Consider the following 15,949-nt stretch of genomic DNA (forward strand, 5'->3'; position numbering starts at 1 on the left):
ATTCGTGATTCGCAGGAGCAACGGCGGATCGCGGGACCCACGAATCACCCATCACGAATCACGAATCACCGCGAGCGAAGCGAGTAGACATGGCAGGCGGACGCGAAATCAAAACCAAGATCAAGAGCGTGCAGAACACCCGCAAGGTGACGCGCGCGCTCGAGATGGTCTCGGCCTCCAAGATCCGCAAGGCCCAGGACCGCATGAAGACCTCGCGCCCGTACGCGCGCGCGATGAAGCAGGTGATCGGCCATCTGGCCCAGGCCAACACCGACTACCAGCATCCCTTCATGGTGGAGCGCCAGGACGTCAAGCGCGTCGGCTTCATCATCGTGTCGTCCGACCGCGGCCTGGCCGGCGGCCTGAACAACAACCTGTTCCGCAAGATGCTCGGCGAGATCCGCCAGTGGAACGAGAAGGGCGTCGAGGTCGACGTGGTCACCATCGGCCAGAAGGCCTCGGTGTACTTCCGCCGGGTCAAGGTCAACATGCTGGCCAGCGTCTCGCACCTGGGCGATGCGCCCAAGCTGGACCAGCTGATCGGCGTGATCAAGGTGATGCTGGACGCCTACACCGAAGGCAAGCTGGACCGCGTGTTCGTCGTCTACAACGACTTCGTCAACACGATGACGCAGCGCGCCGCGTTCGACCAGCTGCTGCCGCTGCCCGCGTCGGAGACGCAGGTCGCGCACCACGACTGGGACTACATCTACGAACCCGATGCCGAGACCGTGCTCGACCACGTGATCACGCGCTACATCGAGTCGCTGGTGTACCAGGCCGTGCTGGAGAACATCGCGTCCGAACACGCGGCGCGCATGGTGGCCATGAAGGCCGCCAGCGACAACGCCAACAAGCTCATCGGTACCCTGCAGCTGGTCTACAACAAGGCCCGCCAGGCGGCGATCACCCAGGAAATCTCCGAAATCGTCGGCGGCGCGGCGGCAGTCTGACGCGCTTCGTCACAAGAATTCATCTAGAGGAATGCAGCAATGAGTCAGGGCAAGATCGTTCAGATCATCGGCGCGGTGGTTGACGTCGAATTCGCGCGCAACGAAGTGCCGAAGGTGTACGACGCGCTGAAGGTGGAGAACACCGCCATCACGCTCGAAGTGCAGCAGCAGCTCGGCGACGGCGTCGTGCGCACCATCGCCCTCGGTTCCACCGACGGCCTGAAGCGCAACCTGATCGCCGTGAACACCGACAAGGCCATCTCGGTGCCGGTCGGCGCGGGTACGCTGGGCCGCATCATGGACGTGCTGGGCAACCCGATCGACGAAGCCGGCCCCGTGCAGGCCGCCGACCACTGGGAAATCCACCGTTCGGCCCCGTCGTACGAGGACCAGTCCTCGGCCAACGACCTGCTGGAAACCGGCATCAAGGTCATCGACCTGATGTGCCCGTTCGCCAAGGGCGGCAAGGTCGGTCTGTTCGGCGGCGCCGGCGTCGGCAAGACCGTCAACATGATGGAACTGATCAACAACATCGCCAAGGCGCACTCGGGTCTGTCCGTGTTCGCCGGCGTGGGCGAGCGTACCCGCGAGGGCAACGACTTCTACCACGAGATGAAGGACTCCAACGTCCTCGACAAGGTCGCGATGGTGTACGGCCAGATGAACGAGCCGCCGGGCAACCGCCTGCGCGTCGCGCTGACCGGCCTGACCATGGCGGAGTACTTCCGCGACGAGAAGGACGCGTCCGGCAAGGGCAAGGACGTGCTGCTGTTCGTCGACAACATCTACCGCTACACGCTGGCCGGTACCGAAGTGTCGGCGCTGCTCGGCCGCATGCCGTCGGCCGTGGGTTACCAGCCGACGCTGGCCGAGGAAATGGGCGTGCTGCAGGAGCGCATCACCTCGACCAAGACCGGTTCGATCACCTCGATCCAGGCCGTCTACGTCCCCGCGGACGACCTGACCGACCCGTCGCCGGCCACCACGTTCGCCCACCTGGACGCCACCGTCGTGCTGTCGCGTAACATCGCCTCGCTGGGTATCTACCCGGCGGTGGATCCGCTCGACTCGACCAGCCGCCAGCTGGACCCGAACGTCATCGGCCACGAGCACTACGACACCGCGCGCCGCGTGCAGTCGACGCTGCAGAAGTACAAGGAACTGAAGGACATCATCGCCATCCTCGGCATGGACGAACTGTCCGAAGAAGACAAGCAGGCCGTGTCGCGCGCCCGCAAGATCGAGCGCTTCTTCAGCCAGCCGTTCCACGTGGCGGAAGTGTTCACCGGCTCGCCGGGCAAGTACGTCTCGCTGAAGGACACGATCCGCGGCTTCAAGGCGATCTGCGACGGCGAGTACGACCACCTGCCGGAACAGGCGTTCTACATGGTCGGCGGCATCGACGAAGCGGTCGAGAAGGCCAAGAAGCTCGCCGAGAAGGCGTAAGAGCGAGCAAAGAGGGTAGAGAAGTGAGGCGTGAGTAAAAGCACTCCGCTCACTTCTTACTCCTCCCCGCTCACTCCTCCCGCCGCACGGTCCGAACAAAGCGAGACAGATCCATGAGCACCATCCGTTGCGACATCGTCAGCGCCGAGCAGGAAATCTTCCACGGTGAAGCCACCCTGGTCGTCGCCACCGGCGAGCTGGGCGAACTCGGCATCGCGCCGAAGCATGCGCCGCTGATCACCCGCCTGAAGCCAGGTAAGGTGGTGGTGACGCTGGCCAGTGGCGAGCAGCTGGACTTCGCCATCTCCGGAGGCATCCTGGAAGTGCAGCCGCAGGTCGTCACCGTGCTGGCCGACACCGCGATCCGTGCGCAGGACATCGACGAAGCCTCGGTCCGCAAGGCCAAGGAAGAAGCCGAGCGCATCCTGTCCAAGCAGGATCCGAAGATGAGCGTGGAAGAAGCCCAGGCCCAGCTGGCCATGAGCATCGCCCAGCTCAGCGCGCTGGAGCGCCTGCGCAAGAACCTCAAGCACTGAGGTCAACCGCTACCGCATCATCGAAAACGCCGGCCTCGCGCCGGCGTTTTCGTTTCAGGGATCAGCGGTACACCACGTGCCGCCACAGGAAGAACGCGACCACCGCGAGCGCACCTTCCACCAGTGGCTTGGCCAGCCAGGCCAGGTGCAACCCCATGGCGCTGCTGACCCCGCTCACGGCCAGCGTGCTCAGCGCGGTCAGCGGCACCCAGACCGCCAGGAAGCGGCCGAGCCGGCGCAAGCCCAGCCGGGCCTGTCCGTCGTGTGCGAACGTCACCCGTCCGTTGAGCCAGAAACCGAGCAGCGCGCCCGCCACGCGGCCGACGATGTTGCCCGGGCCTGCAGGCATGCCGAGCGCCGTCACTCCGACGAACACCAGCCAGTCCAGCAGCAGTTGCAGCAGGCCGACGACGATGAAGCTGCCGCCCTGGCGGACCAGCGTCTGGCGTGGTGAAGAAGGCGTCATCACCGCATGTTACCTGCGCTCGCACGGTCGATGGCACCCAGCGCGCACGACCTGCGTTCCACAGGGGAATTGCTACCATGCGACGTCTTCGCACCACCGTCCTTATCCGGGAAGCCCACATGAAACCACTCCACGTCGTCATCCTCGCCGCCGGCGAAGGCAAGCGCATGAAATCCGCGCTGCCCAAGGTGCTGCAGCCGATCGCGGGGCGGCCGATGCTGGGGCACGTGATCGACGCGGCGCGCGCGCTGCAGCCGGCGGGCGTGCATGTGGTCTATGGGCACGGCGGCGAGCAGGTGCAGGCGGCCTTCGCCGACCAGGGCGATCTGCACTGGGCGCACCAGGCGCAGCAACTGGGTACCGGCCATGCGGTGGCGCAGGCGATGCCTGAGGTTCCCGACGGTGCGCGTGTGCTGGTGCTGTACGGCGACGTGCCGCTGACCCGCAGCGAGACGCTGCAGCGCCTGCTGGATGCCCCAGGGCGGCTGGCGGTGCTGGTCGCCGAGCCGACCGATCCCACCGGTTACGGGCGCATCGTGCGCGATGAAGCAGGGCGCGTGGCGGCGATCGTCGAACACAAGGATGCGGACGATGAGCAGCGCCGCATCCGCACCATCAACACCGGCATCATCGCCGCCGATGGCAGTGCGCTGAAGGGCTGGCTGGCGCGCCTGTCCAACGAGAACGCGCAGGGCGAGTACTACCTGACCGACGTGTTCGCGATGGCGGCCGAAGAATTCACGCCGGCGGAGATGGTGCTGGTCGGCGAGCCCATCGAGGCCGAGGGCGCCAACGATCCTTGGCAGTTGTCGCAGCTCGAACGTGCTTACCAGCTGCGCGCGGCGCGTGCGCTGTGCACGCAGGGCGCGCGCCTGATCGATCCCGCGCGTTTCGACCAGCGCGGCAGCGTGAAGGTAGGCCGCGATGTGCAGATCGACGTCGACGTGGTGCTGGAAGGCGAGGTCGAACTGGGCGATGGCGTCATCGTCGGGCCGTTCTGCCGCCTCAAGGACGTGACGCTGGGCGCCGGCACGCAGGTGCGTGCGCACTGCGATCTCGAAGGCGTCGTTAGCGAGGGTGCCGCGTTGATCGGTCCGTATGCGCGCCTGCGTCCAGGCACGCAGCTGGCCGACGGCGTGCACGTCGGCAACTTTGTCGAGACCAAGAACGCGCGCATCGGCGTCGGCAGCAAGGCCAACCACCTGACCTATCTCGGCGACACCGTGATCGGCAGCGGCACCAACATCGGAGCCGGCACCATCACCTGCAACTACGATGGCGTGAACAAGTCGACCACGACGATCGGCGACCGCGTATTCGTCGGCTCCAATTCCTCGCTGGTCGCGCCGGTGACGCTGGCCGATGGCGCGACGATCGGCGCAGGCTCGGTGATCTCGAAGCATGCGCCCGCCGAACAGCTCACCGTCGCGCGTGCGCGCCAGGTCACCATCGAAGGCTGGCAGCGGCCTGTGAAGAAGCCGAAGTGAGGCAGGGCGGGCCTTGGCCCGCCACGTTCGCCGGATCCCACGGGCGGCGTGCCAAGGCCCGCCCTACGCGGTCTCGGGCAACTGGAGCTTGCGCGCGGCGTAGCGCCAAGGGCGCCGCGCGCCACGTCGCGTGCGCCATGCGCACGACCTGATCGATCGTTGCTCCATGCACCCTACTGACCACACGCTTGATGCAAGCCTGGATGGCACGATGACGATCGGTTCGCACGGCACCTGAAGAGCGGTGTCGCGGCGGCCAGCCCTCGCCCCTTGCCCTCTCCCGGAGGGAGAGGGGGAGTCGGTGCCATGCGGGTCCGGCTCCGGGTGCCAACAGGTGAATATGGTATCGGGGCTTTGGACAGGTCAGTTTTCGGGCAACTGGATCGACACGCACAGCCCGCCGCCTTCGCGGTTGTGCAGCGACAACCGTCCACCATGGGCCTCGATGATCTCGCGGGTCAGCGCCAGCCCCAGGCCGGTGCCATTGCGCTTGGTGGAATAGAACGGCACCAGTGCATTCTGCAGCACCGCTTCGTTCATGCCGGTGCCGCGGTCCATCACCTCGATGCGCAACCAGCCGGGCAAGCGGGTCAGCCGCACCGACACGCCGTCAGGCGTCGTGCCGGATTCGTGCGCATTCTTCAGCAGGTTGAGCAGCGCCTGTTCCAACTGCGCGACATCGATGCGGCCGTCGATCTCGGTTTCCGCCATCACCAGCTCGAACCCGATCTGCCGCTGCAGGCCTTCGAAGAAGGCGCGCCAGTGCACCGTCTGCAGCTGCGGCGACGGCAGCTTGGCGAATCGGGCGTAACCGCGGATGAAACCTTCAAGATGGCGTGCACGGTCCTCGATGGTGCCGAAGACCTCCTCCAGACGTTCATGCCGTCCGCGGCGCACGAGTTCAGCGCCCGAATGCGCGAGCGACGCCACCGGTGCCAGCGAGTTGTTGAGTTCGTGGCTGATCACGCGGATGACCTTCTTCCACGTCATCACCTCCTGCCGGCGCAGTTCGCTGGTCAGCAGGCGCAACAACAGCAGTTCGTGCGGCCGCCCATTGAGGCGGAAGCTGCGCCGGGCGAGGTGGTACACCTGTTCTTCGCCGTCTTCCTCCTCGCTGCCGATCGCGAACAGGCTGTCGCCGCCGCGCGCCAGCGCTTCGCGCATCTCGACCGGCGCCGCGCCGATCAGCGTGTCGTAATCCTGGCCTTCGAGCTTCCAGCCGCTGTGCAGCAGCTTGCGTGCGGCGACGTTGGCGAAGACCACGCGGCGGATGCCGTCGCCGCCGGGGGCGACCAGCAGCATGGCGACCGGCGTGTTCTGCACCATCGTGTCCAGCAGCAGTTCGCGCTCCACCAGGCTCAGGCGCTGCTCGCGCAGCACGTCGCCCAGCGCGGAATGCGATTGCACCAGTTCTGCCAGTTCGTCGTTGCCGCGCCAATGGATGCCGAAGTTGTACTCGCCGTCGCGGTAGCTGTTGACGCTGCCAGCCAGTGCGCGGAACAGCGAGTACGTGCTGCGCAGGCCGCGGCGGATCGCCCACATCGCCAGCGGCAGCACCACGATGGCGGAGACCAGGGCCGCGACCACGTCGTCGCCGATCCAGTGCGACAGCAGGATCGGCAGCACCACGGCCAGCGCCAGCAGCGGCAACAGCCAGGACAGCACGCGGCCGGCGAGCGAGCGGCGGATCATGGCGCCTTGATGCCGAAGCGTTCCATGCGCCGGTACAGTGCTTGGCGGCTCATGCCCAGCTCGGCGGCGGCCTGCGCGATGACGCCGCCGGCGCGCGCGATGGCCGACTCGATGTCGGCGCGTTCCGGCTCGGCGACGACGGCATTGCGCACCGGCGCCTGGCGCGGCAGATTGAGGTCGGTCGCTTCGATGCGCTCGCCCGTCGCCAGCAGGCCGGCGCGCTGGATGACATTGCGCAGCTCGCGCACGTTGCCGGGCCAGGCGTGGCGCAGCAGCGCGGCGCGCGCGCTTTCGCCCAGCGGCTTGTCGGCAGGGCGGAAGCGTTCTGCCAGCGGCAGGATGTCGCCAGGACGCTCCGCCAGCGGCGGCAGCGCGAGCTCGATCGCGTTGAGGCGGTAGTAGAGGTCTTCGCGGAAGCTGCCGTCGCGGATCATCGCGGGCAGGTCGGCGTTGGTGGCGCTGATCACGCGCACGGTCACGTGGCGCTCGCGGTTGGAGCCGAGGCGCTCGAAGCGGCCGGTTTCCAGCACGCGCAGCAGCTTCATCTGGCCGGTCAGCGGCAGGTTGCCGATCTCGTCGAGGAACAGCGTTCCGCCATCGGCGGCCTCGAACTTGCCCTCGCGCGCCTTGTTGGCGCCGGTATACGCGCCGGCGTCGGCGCCGAACAGTTCCGCTTCGATCAGTTCCGACGGCAGTGCGCCGCAGTTGAGCGTGACGAAGGCGCCGGACCTGACGCTGGAATTGGCCTGGATGATCTCGGCGATCTTCTCCTTGCCCGCCCCGTTCGGACCGGTGATCAGCACCGGCAGGTCGGAGCGTGCGACCTGGCAGGCGAGCGCGACCACGCGTTCGCTGGCGGGATCCTCGAACACCAGGTTGCGCAGATCGTACTTGCTCGACAACTGGTCACGGCCGCGACGCTCGCGGCTGCGGCGGCGTTCCAGTTCGCTGCGCGCCTCGGCCAGTTCCAGCAGCGTGTTGACCGTGGCCAGCAGCTTGCGATCGTCCCAGGGTTTGGCGACGTAGTCGGCCGCACCGGCCTTGACCAGGTTCACCGCGGCTTCGAGGTGCGTCCAGGCGGTCAGCAGGATCACCGGCATGTCCGGCCAGTGCGCACGGATATCGGTGAACAACTGTTCGCCCTCCGAGCCCGACGTGGTGTCCTGCGTGAAGTTCATGTCCTGGATGACCAGGTCGACCGGTTGCTCGCGCAGCAGTGCCAGGCCGGCCTCGGGCGACTCGGCATGCAGCGTATCGATATCGTGCAGCGAGAACAGGACGTTCAGGGCCGTGCTGACGGCCAGGTTGTCGTCGATGACGAGGATGGTGGGCATGCGCTATAGCCTAACCGAAGGACTGCGGCTGACGAGGTGCGGGGACACGCTGAATGCGCGCGCGGCAGACCATGTCGCCAGCGCCGGAAGTAAGACTGCGCAAGTCAAGGAAAGCGATGCGGTTTCCAGTGGATGGAGGACAGACAGGTCGCCGAAATGACGCAGGACGGGAGGCGAACACAGCAACAACCAGCCGACGGTCGCGCCGAGCCCGCTCAATGCAGCCAGCTCGAGGACCCACTCGCGCGCGAGTTGCGTACAACGGGCACCGAACGCCCTTCGCAGACTCAGCTCCATCCGGTGGTGCCGTGCCATCCAGCCGATGGTGAATAGCACGGTCACCAGCTGGGCCAGGGCGCACAGGCCGGCGCCGATCGAAAGCGCGTGTCGTCGCTCGGGACGCAGGGCATCCAATGAGGCGATGCGATCGGTGGCAAGCGATCGCGGCGACATGACAAGTCCGCGCGGATATGCGCCCTTCAGTACTCGCTCGACGGCCATCGCAACGCCGTTGCGATCATCCGCCCTACTGCGTACCAGCAAGGGTCCCAGTCGCGCATCGGTGGGCCACGTAGGCATCAGGACGGAGAAGCCGTCGGGGTTCTGAGTGAATCCGTTCGTTGCGGAGGGCAGCTCAGAGACGACACCTACGACGGTCAGCGGAGCGTCGTCGTAGATGTGCAGGCGTTGGCCGATGGCCGGTGTTCTCGAGAACAAGCGCTCGGCCAAGCTCGCGCTGATGATGGCAGGGGAACCACGTGCATGCATGCGGGTCTGGTCGCCGGCATACGGGCGGAACTCGGAAGGTTCGAAGTTGCGTCCCGCGGTCAGGCGCAGTCCCAGCGTTCGCAGCATCTCCTCCGAGCCGAAGTAGGTAGCGACTATCGCGCCATCATCGAGGGCGTCGTCCCTCCATGCGCGGGCCGCCCACGATACGTTCGGCGAGTACGGCGACTGGTTGGCGACCGCGGCGTGACGAACGCCTGGAACAGCGTTGACCAGCCGGAGTAGGTCTGCCGATCGGAGTGGCACGTTGTCGACCGTGTCCAGACGAGGGAACACGGTGATCTCTTCTTCCGGCAGCACGGGTGGCATCACAGGCATGGTCCGCCATGCGGACCATGCCAAAGCTCCCAGCACGACCAGAGCCACGACCTCCGAGACCAGCAGGGCGCTCACCCAGGGATGCCTGCCCAGCATCAGAAGACGTGAGCGGACCATGTCAGGCTGAGCGTCCCTGAGCTTAGGCGGTACGCGTCGCCACGGCCGGCGGCACCGACGCGGCCTTGCGCGCCGGTCCGTACACGGCGACCTGGCCGAGCAGCCACAGCAGCACGGCGCCGACCGGCAGGTACAGCAGCGGCAGGCGCGGCAGTTCGTACTTGCCCATCAGCAGCTGGTTGATGCCGTAGGCCAGGATCATGCCGATAACGATGCCGATGCTGGCCAGCAGGAAGTTCTCGGTCTGGAAATAGCGCAGGATCTGTCCCTTCGTTGCGCCGAGTGCACGACGGATGCCGATCTGCTTGGTGCGCTGCTGCACCCAGAAGCTGGCCAGGCCGACGATGCCCAGCGCGGTGACGACGAGCAGCGAGACGATCACCGTCAGCAACAGCCAGGCCATCGCGCGGTCGCCGCGGTAGTAGTTGTCGATGATCTCGGTGAACGTGCCTTCGCGCAGGATCAACCGGCGCGCGCTGTTCTTCTCCAGTGCGGCCACCGCGGCCTTCTGCACCTCGGCGCGGCGCGCGGGGTCGGTGCGCAGCACGAACGTGCCCAGCGTCATGTCCTTCGCCGGGAAGATCATCGTGTAACCGGCTTCCGCCGGGCCGCCGTTGTCGTTGGTGCGGATCAGGCGCTCGACCACGCCGACCACGCGGTGCGGCACGTTGTCGGCATTCCATGCGTAGATGTTCTTGCCGATCGCGCTTTCACCGGGGAACAGCTTGTTCGCCAGCTCGCGGCTCAGGATCACCGCCGGCATGACGACCTTGGCGTTCTGCTTGTTCATCTCGGTCCAGTTGGAATACTCGTCCGCATTGAAATCGCGGCCTTCGGCCAGTCTCAGCCCCAGCGTGTCGATGACGTTCTCGCCAAGGTAGACGTTGGCCTGCGCACTGGGACGCTCCTGCTCCGGCGCCAGCTGGATGGAACTGTTCCACGAGGAGTTGTCGAACGGCACGTGGTTGATGCTGCTGGCGGCCTTCACGCCGGGCAGCGCGCGCAGGCTGGCGACGTCCTGCTTCACCAGCGCGTCGGCCTCGGGATTGTCGCCGATGTTGCCCATGCTGATGCGCACGAGTTCTTCGTTGGCCATGCCGGTGGGACGATCGATGCGCTCGAGCCGCTGGGTGATCAGGAAGACCGCGTTGCAGATGATGGCGCACGACAGCGCCACTTCCAGCACGATCAGTGCGGCGGCCGTCTTGTGGCGGGCCAGGGTGGAAAGAATGGGGCGGATGTCCATGGTGGGCCTCTGGGGTTTCAGCCCCTTCCCCCGCGCGCGGGGGAAGGTCGGGATGGGGGCGCTTCGTCGTGCGGGGCGAGGTGGAGGCGTCGTCGTTTCGCAACGAGTCCCACCCCAACCCTCCCCCGCAGGCGGGGGAGGGAGCGGATCATTGCGATTTCAGCTGAATCGCGGGCGTCACCTGCATCGCACGCCAGGCGGGCAGCATCCCGGCGAGCAGGCTGGCGACGATCGCCAGCGCGAAGGTGGCCAGCAGCATCTTCAGGTCCATGTGGGCCAGGTCGGCATAGCCCGCCGGCTGCTGGCGCACCGCCAGCAGACCGAGCCAGGCCAGCAGCAGGCCCAGCACGCCGCCGACCAGGCCCACCGTGCCGGCTTCGACCAGGCACTGCGCGAAGATCGCCTTGCGCGTCGCGCCGAGCGCGCGGCGCACGCCGATCTGCGAGGAACGGCCGAGGAACTTCGCCAGCAGCAGGCCCACCGTGTTGAGCAGGCAGACCACGAGGAAGCCGAACGCCAGCCACACCTGCAGGCGTACGTCGCCGGGCACCGCGCCCTGCTTGTCCAGCCACTGCATCACGTTGTGCAGGTCCACGTTGGTCGGACGTTCGAAACGGCCCACCGCGCGCTGCTGGTCGGAGTAGTTGGCCAGGTACTGCTTGTATGCCTCGACCTTCGCCGGCGTGTCCAGTTCCACCCAGTACTGCAGCCACGAACACGGCGCATTGGGGCCGCGCGAGCCTTCTTCATCCCCACTGGAGTCGCCCCAGCAGTTCATGTTGCCCTGCGTGCCCATCTTCATGCTGAGGGCCGTCCAGAAGGGTACGAACATCTGCTCCACTTCGGTGAAGCGGTCCTGGGTCATGTCGTAGAACTTCGGTGCGGGCCGCCATTCGTCCAGCACACCGGTGATGCGGAACGTAGTGCCGGAGGCGTTGAGTTCGCGGCCCACGCTGTTGGCGCCGCCGAACAGCTTGTCATTGAGGGCTTTGGAGATCACGACCACGCGTGCGCGCGATTCGTCGTCCGCCGCCGCCCAGCCGTTGCCGTAACGGAACGGCACGTCGAACATCGGGAAGAAGTCCGCCGTGGTGTAGCGCGCGTCGACGCGGAACGGCTCGATCTTGCCGTCTTCCGATTCCACCGACGACGCGCCACCGGTCATCAATGCCTGACGGTCGGCCTTCCTGTCCTTCAGCAGACGCTCCGCGTCGTATCGGGTGAACTGGTCTTCCGGCTCGTCGCCGGGCGTGAAGCCGTTCGCCGATCGCGGCTCGATGCGCGGATAGAACAGCTTGTCACTCTTCTGTGGGATCGGATCGCCGGACAGCACGTAGAACACCGTCAGCGTGGTCATGCTGGCGCCGATGCCCAGTGCGATGGCCAGCACCATCAGGAAGGTCAGCGCCTTGTTGCGCTTGAAGCTGCGCAGCGCGAGGGAGAAGTAGTAGCCGAACATGGCAGGCTCCTTACGCGGAGGCGTTGGCTTCGGCGGCGTGCGCCGCGCGCATCAGCGCGGGCTCCACCGACAGGTCGGTGGCCATGCCATCCACGATGTGCACGTTGCGCTGCGCGCGCGCCGCCAGTTCGGGGTCGTGCGTGACCATGATGATGGTCGTGCCCTGGCGGTTGATCTCCTCCATCAGCTCCATCACGCCGCGCGCCATCTGCGAGTCCAGGTTGCCGGTCGGTTCGTCCGCCAGCAACAGGCGCGGGCTGCCGGCGAGCGCACGTGCGATCGCGGTGCGTTGCTGCTGGCCGCCCGACAGTTCGGCCGGGAAGTGCTTCATGCGCGAGCCCAGGCCCACGCGCGCCAGCGCATCCTCGATGCGCTGCTTGCGCTCGGCCGCGGGCATACCGCGGTAGCGCAGCGGCACGTCGACGTTGTCGAACAGGTTGAGGTCCGGGATCAGGTTGAAGCCCTGGAAGATGAAGCCGATCTTCTGGTTGCGCAGGCGCGAGCGTGCGTCGTCGCCGAGATGGCTGACGTCCTGGCCGTCCAGCAGGAACTGGCCGCCGGTGAAGGTCTCCAGCAGGCCGGCGATGTTGAGGAAGGTGGTCTTGCCGGAACCCGACGGACCGGTGACCGCGACGAACTCGCCCTCGCGGACATGCAGGTCGAGCGAACGCAGCGCATGCGTTTCCACCTGTTCGGTGCGGTAGACCTTGGCGACTTGGCGCATCTCAAGCATGGCGGGTTCCTTCTTCGGGTTCTGGTGCGGAGGAGAAAAGCGTGGGTGAGGAGAGCGGGGCAGGACGCGGGATCAGTTGACCGAGACGCGCTCGGCGTCGCCGAACAGGTCGCTGCCGGAGACGACGACCTTGTCGCCGGGCTGCAGGCCGCCCAGTACTTCGATGCTGCTCAGGCTGCTGACGCCCAGCTGCACCGGGCGACGCACGGCGGAGCTGCCGTCCATGACGTAGGCGTAGCGGCCGCCGCTCTGCTCGAGGAACGGACCGCGTTCGACCATCAGCACGTTGCGGCGCGTCTCCATCAGGATGCGTGCGGACAAGCGCTGGTTCTGGCGCAGGCCGGGCGGCTGCTTGTCGGAGAAGCGCAGGCGGGTGACGACTTCGCCGCTCACCACTTCCGGCGACACCGCGGAGATCTCACCCGCGTACGGCTGGCCGGCGCTGGTCAGGGTGGCCGGCATGCCGATGGCGAGGTCGCGCGCGAAGCTCTCCGGCACCTTGATCTCGACTTCGAACACGGACAGGTCGACGACGCTCAGCACCGGCGCATTGATCGCCACGTTCGAACGCTGCACGGCCTGCACCTGGCCGACCTGGCCGTCGAACGGCGCGCGCAGCGTCAGCGCATCGACCTGGCGCTGCACTTCGGCGACCACGGCGCGCTGGCGGTCGGCCAGCAGCTGCTTGTTGCGCGCGTCGAGGCCGGCGCCCTGGCCCTGCAGGCCGGCGTCCTTGCGGGCATGGGCCAGCGCAATCTCGGCCTTGCGCAGGTTGTCCTGCGCTTCCAGCACGTCGACCTGCGGCACCGCGCCGCCTTCGAAGCCACGCTGGTAGCGCTGCAGCGTGCGCTCGGCGGCCTGGCGCTCGATCTCGGCCTGGTCCAGCGCCTTCTGCGCGTTGGCGCGGGTGACGCTGGCGTCGAGGGTGGCGCGGCTGGATTCGGCCTCCAGGCCGGCCAGCGTGGTCTGCTCCTGCGCCAGCTTGCTGCGCAGCTCGGGACTGTCGATCTCGGCCAGCGGCTGGCCCTGGGTGACCTTGTCGCCAGCCACCACCTTCAGCGTGACCACGCCGCCGGCCACCGCATACAGCGTGGGACTGTTGGCGGCGATGACGCGGCCGTCGGCGGCGATGTCGCGGACCAGGTCGCCGCGGGTCACCTCGGCGATGCGCAGGCGTGCGCCATCCACCGATGCGGTGCCCGCCAGCCAGCCGCGCGCTGCGAAGACGATGCCGACCAGCAGCAGGGCGCCGCCGGCGGCGGGCCACACCCAGCGGCGCCAGGCCGGACGGGTCTGCGAGGAGCTGAGCACTCGGTCTTGCGCGGAGGTGTCCCGAATCATCGGCGGCATGCGTTCTTTGGAATGACCTGCCTGTCTCAGCAGGATGCGTGCCAAACGCAAGTGTTTGATTTCAAAGGGGCTTGTCCGGCGTGGACGACTGTCCGGGTGTCCGCGGACACCGAGCGGACAGGGCCTGTCCAGTACCGGACACGTAGAATGTCCGCTCGTTTCACTCAGATGGAAGACAGACGCTTATGTGCGGAATTGTGGGCGCGATCGCCGATCGCGACGTGGTGCCGGTACTGATCGAAGGACTGAAGCGGCTGGAATACCGGGGCTACGATTCCGCGGGTATCGCGGTGGTCGACCAGCAGGACGTGCGCCGCGTGCGCCGCACCGGCCGCGTGGCCGAAATGGAAGGCGCCGCCGCCGCCGAGGGCTTCAACGCCAGCCTGGGCATCGGCCATACGCGCTGGGCCACCCATGGCGGCGTCACCGAAGCCAACGCCCATCCGCACATCAGCCACGGCGTGGCGCTGGTGCACAACGGCATCATCGAGAACCACGAAGAGCAGCGCGAAAAGCTCCGTGCGCTTGGCTACGTGTTCGAGTCGCAGACCGACACGGAAGTCATTGCCCACCTGATGCACCACCACCTGAAGGGCGGTGACGACCTGCTGACGGCACTGCAGCACACGGTGAAGGAACTCACCGGTGCGTATGCGCTGGCCGTGGTCAGCCGTCAGGAACCGGACCGCATGGTCTGCGCCCGCATGGGCTGCCCGCTGCTGATCGGCCTGGGCGAGGGCGAGAACTTCATCGCCTCGGATGTCTCCGCGATCCTGCAGGCCACGCGCCGCGTGATCTTCCTGGAAGAGGGCGACACCGCCGAAGTGACGCGCGAAGGCGTCAAGGTGTTCGACGGCAAGAACGAACCGATCCAGCGCGACGTGCACGTGTCCGACGTGTCGCTGGCCTCGCTGGAGCTGGGCCCGTACCGCCACTTCATGCAGAAGGAGATCCACGAGCAGCCGCGCGCGATTGCCGACACCATCGAGGCGGTGGTCGACGGCGGCTTCTCGCCCGCGCTCTTCGGCGCCAACGCGGAGGCGGCGCTGAAGGACATCGAAGGCGTGCAGATCCTCGCCTGCGGTACCAGTTACTACGCCGGCATGACCGCGCGCTACTGGCTGGAAGCCATCTCGGGGCTGCCGTGCAATGTCGAGATCGCCAGCGAATACCGCTACCGGGCCGCGTACGCGAACCCGAAGCACCTGATCGTCACCATCTCGCAGTCCGGCGAAACGCTGGACACGATGGAGGCGCTGAAATACGCGAAGTCGCTCGGCCACCAGCACACGCTGTCGATCTGCAACGTGCCGGAAAGCGCCATCCCGCGCGCCAGCGAGCTGGTCTGCTACACGCGTGCCGGTGCCGAGATCGGCGTGGCGTCGACCAAGGCCTTCACCACCCAGCTGGCGGCGCTGTTCCAGCTCACCGTGGTGCTCGGCAAGCTGCGCGGCAAGGTCACGCCGGAGCAGGAAGCCGACTACCTGGAGCAGCTGCGCCACCTGCCGGGCAGCGTGCAGCACGCGCTGAACCTGGAGCCGCAGATCGCGGCGTGGGCGGAACGCTTCGCGCCGAAGTCGGATGCGCTGTTCCTCGGCCGCGGCCTGCACTACCCGATCGCGCTGGAAGGCGCGCTCAAGCTGAAGGAAATCTCCTACATCCACGCCGAGGCCTATCCGGCCGGCGAACTGAAGCACGGCCCGCTGGCGCTGGTCGATGCCGACATGCCGGTGGTGGTGATCGCACCCAACGACGTGCTGCTGGAGAAGGTGAAGTCCAACATGCAGGAAGTGCGCGCGCGCGGCGGCGAGCTGTTCGTGTTCACCGACCAGGACAGCCATTTCAGCGAATCCGAAGGCGTGCACGTCATCCGCACCCCGCGTCACGTTGGCGTGCTCAGCCCCATCGTGCACACCATTCCCGTGCAGCTGCTGGCGTACCACACCGCGCTCGCACGCGGCACCGACGTGGACAAGCCACGCAACCTCGCCAAGTCGGTGACGGTGGAGTAGGTCGCTTCCGCGAG

Annotated in this window: 13 protein-coding genes; 5 read left to right on the forward strand and 8 right to left on the reverse strand. The window is 66.9% G+C overall.

The features are described from left to right. Positions 1 to 89: 89 nt before the first annotated feature. The 3 genes from atpG to AC04MD_RS06135 all read left to right on the forward strand — a co-directional run bounded on the left by atpG (position 90) and on the right by AC04MD_RS06135 (position 2,935). The gene (gene atpG, locus AC04MD_RS06125) at positions 90 to 953 is read left to right on the forward strand and encodes a F0F1 ATP synthase subunit gamma (protein ID WP_162338072.1); all 864 of its coding nucleotides are present in this window, start codon (positions 90 to 92) and stop codon (positions 951 to 953) included. Positions 954 to 992: 39 nt separating this feature from the next. Continuing rightward, positions 993 to 2,399, forward strand: a complete 1,407-nt coding sequence (atpD, locus tag AC04MD_RS06130) for a F0F1 ATP synthase subunit beta (RefSeq protein ID WP_475496416.1) — start codon at positions 993 to 995, stop codon at positions 2,397 to 2,399. Positions 2,400 to 2,512: 113 nt separating this feature from the next. Further along, a complete protein-coding gene (locus AC04MD_RS06135) occupies positions 2,513 to 2,935 on the forward strand; it encodes a F0F1 ATP synthase subunit epsilon (RefSeq protein WP_062357065.1) in 423 nt (140 codons plus the stop codon). Between the two features lie 61 nt (positions 2,936 to 2,996). Here the strand turns inward: AC04MD_RS06135 and AC04MD_RS06140 are convergent, their stop codons facing one another. Then, the gene (locus tag AC04MD_RS06140; protein WP_475496417.1) at positions 2,997 to 3,401 is read right to left on the reverse strand and encodes a GtrA family protein; all 405 of its coding nucleotides are present in this window, start codon (positions 3,399 to 3,401) and stop codon (positions 2,997 to 2,999) included. A 119-nt stretch (positions 3,402 to 3,520) separates the two neighbouring features. On the opposite strand from AC04MD_RS06140, the gene glmU reads away from it, so the two are divergent. After that, a complete protein-coding gene (glmU, locus tag AC04MD_RS06145; RefSeq protein ID WP_475496418.1) occupies positions 3,521 to 4,888 on the forward strand; it encodes a bifunctional UDP-N-acetylglucosamine diphosphorylase/glucosamine-1-phosphate N-acetyltransferase GlmU in 1,368 nt (455 codons plus the stop codon). A gap of 363 nt (positions 4,889 to 5,251) precedes the next feature. Here the strand turns inward: glmU and AC04MD_RS06150 are convergent, their stop codons facing one another. The 7 genes from AC04MD_RS06150 to AC04MD_RS06180 all read right to left on the reverse strand — a co-directional run bounded on the left by AC04MD_RS06150 (position 5,252) and on the right by AC04MD_RS06180 (position 13,914). Then, positions 5,252 to 6,580 carry a sensor histidine kinase gene (locus tag AC04MD_RS06150; RefSeq protein WP_475496419.1) on the reverse strand — a complete coding sequence of 443 codons (1,329 nt, stop codon included), beginning with the start codon at positions 6,578 to 6,580 and terminating at the stop codon, positions 5,252 to 5,254. Beyond that, positions 6,577 to 7,914 (reverse strand): sigma-54-dependent transcriptional regulator, encoded by a 1,338-nt coding sequence (locus tag AC04MD_RS06155; protein WP_475496420.1) that lies wholly within the window; start codon positions 7,912 to 7,914, stop codon positions 6,577 to 6,579. The genes AC04MD_RS06150 and AC04MD_RS06155 overlap by 4 nt, the downstream gene beginning before the upstream one ends. Positions 7,915 to 7,917: 3 nt before the next feature. Continuing rightward, positions 7,918 to 9,093 (reverse strand): ABC transporter permease, encoded by a 1,176-nt coding sequence (locus AC04MD_RS06160; protein ID WP_475496421.1) that lies wholly within the window; start codon positions 9,091 to 9,093, stop codon positions 7,918 to 7,920. A gap of 64 nt (positions 9,094 to 9,157) precedes the next feature. Then, positions 9,158 to 10,381: an ABC transporter permease gene (locus AC04MD_RS06165; RefSeq protein WP_475496422.1), complete on the reverse strand. Its 1,224-nt coding sequence runs from the start codon at positions 10,379 to 10,381 to the stop codon at positions 9,158 to 9,160. Between the two features lie 148 nt (positions 10,382 to 10,529). Next, positions 10,530 to 11,840 carry an ABC transporter permease gene (locus AC04MD_RS06170; protein WP_475496423.1) on the reverse strand — a complete coding sequence of 437 codons (1,311 nt, stop codon included), beginning with the start codon at positions 11,838 to 11,840 and terminating at the stop codon, positions 10,530 to 10,532. A gap of 10 nt (positions 11,841 to 11,850) precedes the next feature. Continuing rightward, complete coding sequence (locus AC04MD_RS06175; protein ID WP_475496424.1) at positions 11,851 to 12,573, reverse strand: ABC transporter ATP-binding protein; 723 nt, start codon at positions 12,571 to 12,573, stop codon at positions 11,851 to 11,853. A 72-nt stretch (positions 12,574 to 12,645) separates the two neighbouring features. Continuing rightward, positions 12,646 to 13,914: an efflux RND transporter periplasmic adaptor subunit gene (locus AC04MD_RS06180; protein WP_475496962.1), complete on the reverse strand. Its 1,269-nt coding sequence runs from the start codon at positions 13,912 to 13,914 to the stop codon at positions 12,646 to 12,648. Between the two features lie 194 nt (positions 13,915 to 14,108). On the opposite strand from AC04MD_RS06180, the gene glmS reads away from it, so the two are divergent. Next, positions 14,109 to 15,935, forward strand: a complete 1,827-nt coding sequence (gene glmS, locus AC04MD_RS06185) for a glutamine--fructose-6-phosphate transaminase (isomerizing) (RefSeq protein WP_475496425.1) — start codon at positions 14,109 to 14,111, stop codon at positions 15,933 to 15,935. Positions 15,936 to 15,949 lie beyond the last annotated feature (14 nt).

The sequence above is a fragment of the Pseudoxanthomonas sp. LjRoot206 genome (assembly GCF_056175725.1).

Bases quoted from the DNA above. Each gene is read 5' to 3' on its own strand.
- atpG (WP_162338072.1), top strand. From the start codon at position 90: ATGGCAGGCGGACGCGAAATCAAAACCAAGATCAAGAGCGTGCAGAAC.
- glmS (WP_475496425.1), top strand. From the start codon at position 14,109: ATGTGCGGAATTGTGGGCGCGATCGCCGATCGCGACGTGGTGCCGGTA.
- AC04MD_RS06165 (WP_475496422.1), bottom strand. From the start codon at position 10,381: ATGGACATCCGCCCCATTCTTTCCACCCTGGCCCGCCACAAGACGGCC.
- AC04MD_RS06175 (WP_475496424.1), bottom strand. From the start codon at position 12,573: ATGCTTGAGATGCGCCAAGTCGCCAAGGTCTACCGCACCGAACAGGTG.
- atpD (WP_475496416.1), top strand. From the start codon at position 993: ATGAGTCAGGGCAAGATCGTTCAGATCATCGGCGCGGTGGTTGACGTC.
- glmU (WP_475496418.1), top strand. From the start codon at position 3,521: ATGAAACCACTCCACGTCGTCATCCTCGCCGCCGGCGAAGGCAAGCGC.
- AC04MD_RS06140 (WP_475496417.1), bottom strand. From the start codon at position 3,401: ATGACGCCTTCTTCACCACGCCAGACGCTGGTCCGCCAGGGCGGCAGC.
- AC04MD_RS06155 (WP_475496420.1), bottom strand. From the start codon at position 7,914: ATGCCCACCATCCTCGTCATCGACGACAACCTGGCCGTCAGCACGGCC.
- AC04MD_RS06180 (WP_475496962.1), bottom strand. From the start codon at position 13,914: ATGATTCGGGACACCTCCGCGCAAGACCGAGTGCTCAGCTCCTCGCAG.
- AC04MD_RS06150 (WP_475496419.1), bottom strand. From the start codon at position 6,580: ATGATCCGCCGCTCGCTCGCCGGCCGCGTGCTGTCCTGGCTGTTGCCG.
- AC04MD_RS06170 (WP_475496423.1), bottom strand. From the start codon at position 11,840: ATGTTCGGCTACTACTTCTCCCTCGCGCTGCGCAGCTTCAAGCGCAAC.
- AC04MD_RS06135 (WP_062357065.1), top strand. From the start codon at position 2,513: ATGAGCACCATCCGTTGCGACATCGTCAGCGCCGAGCAGGAAATCTTC.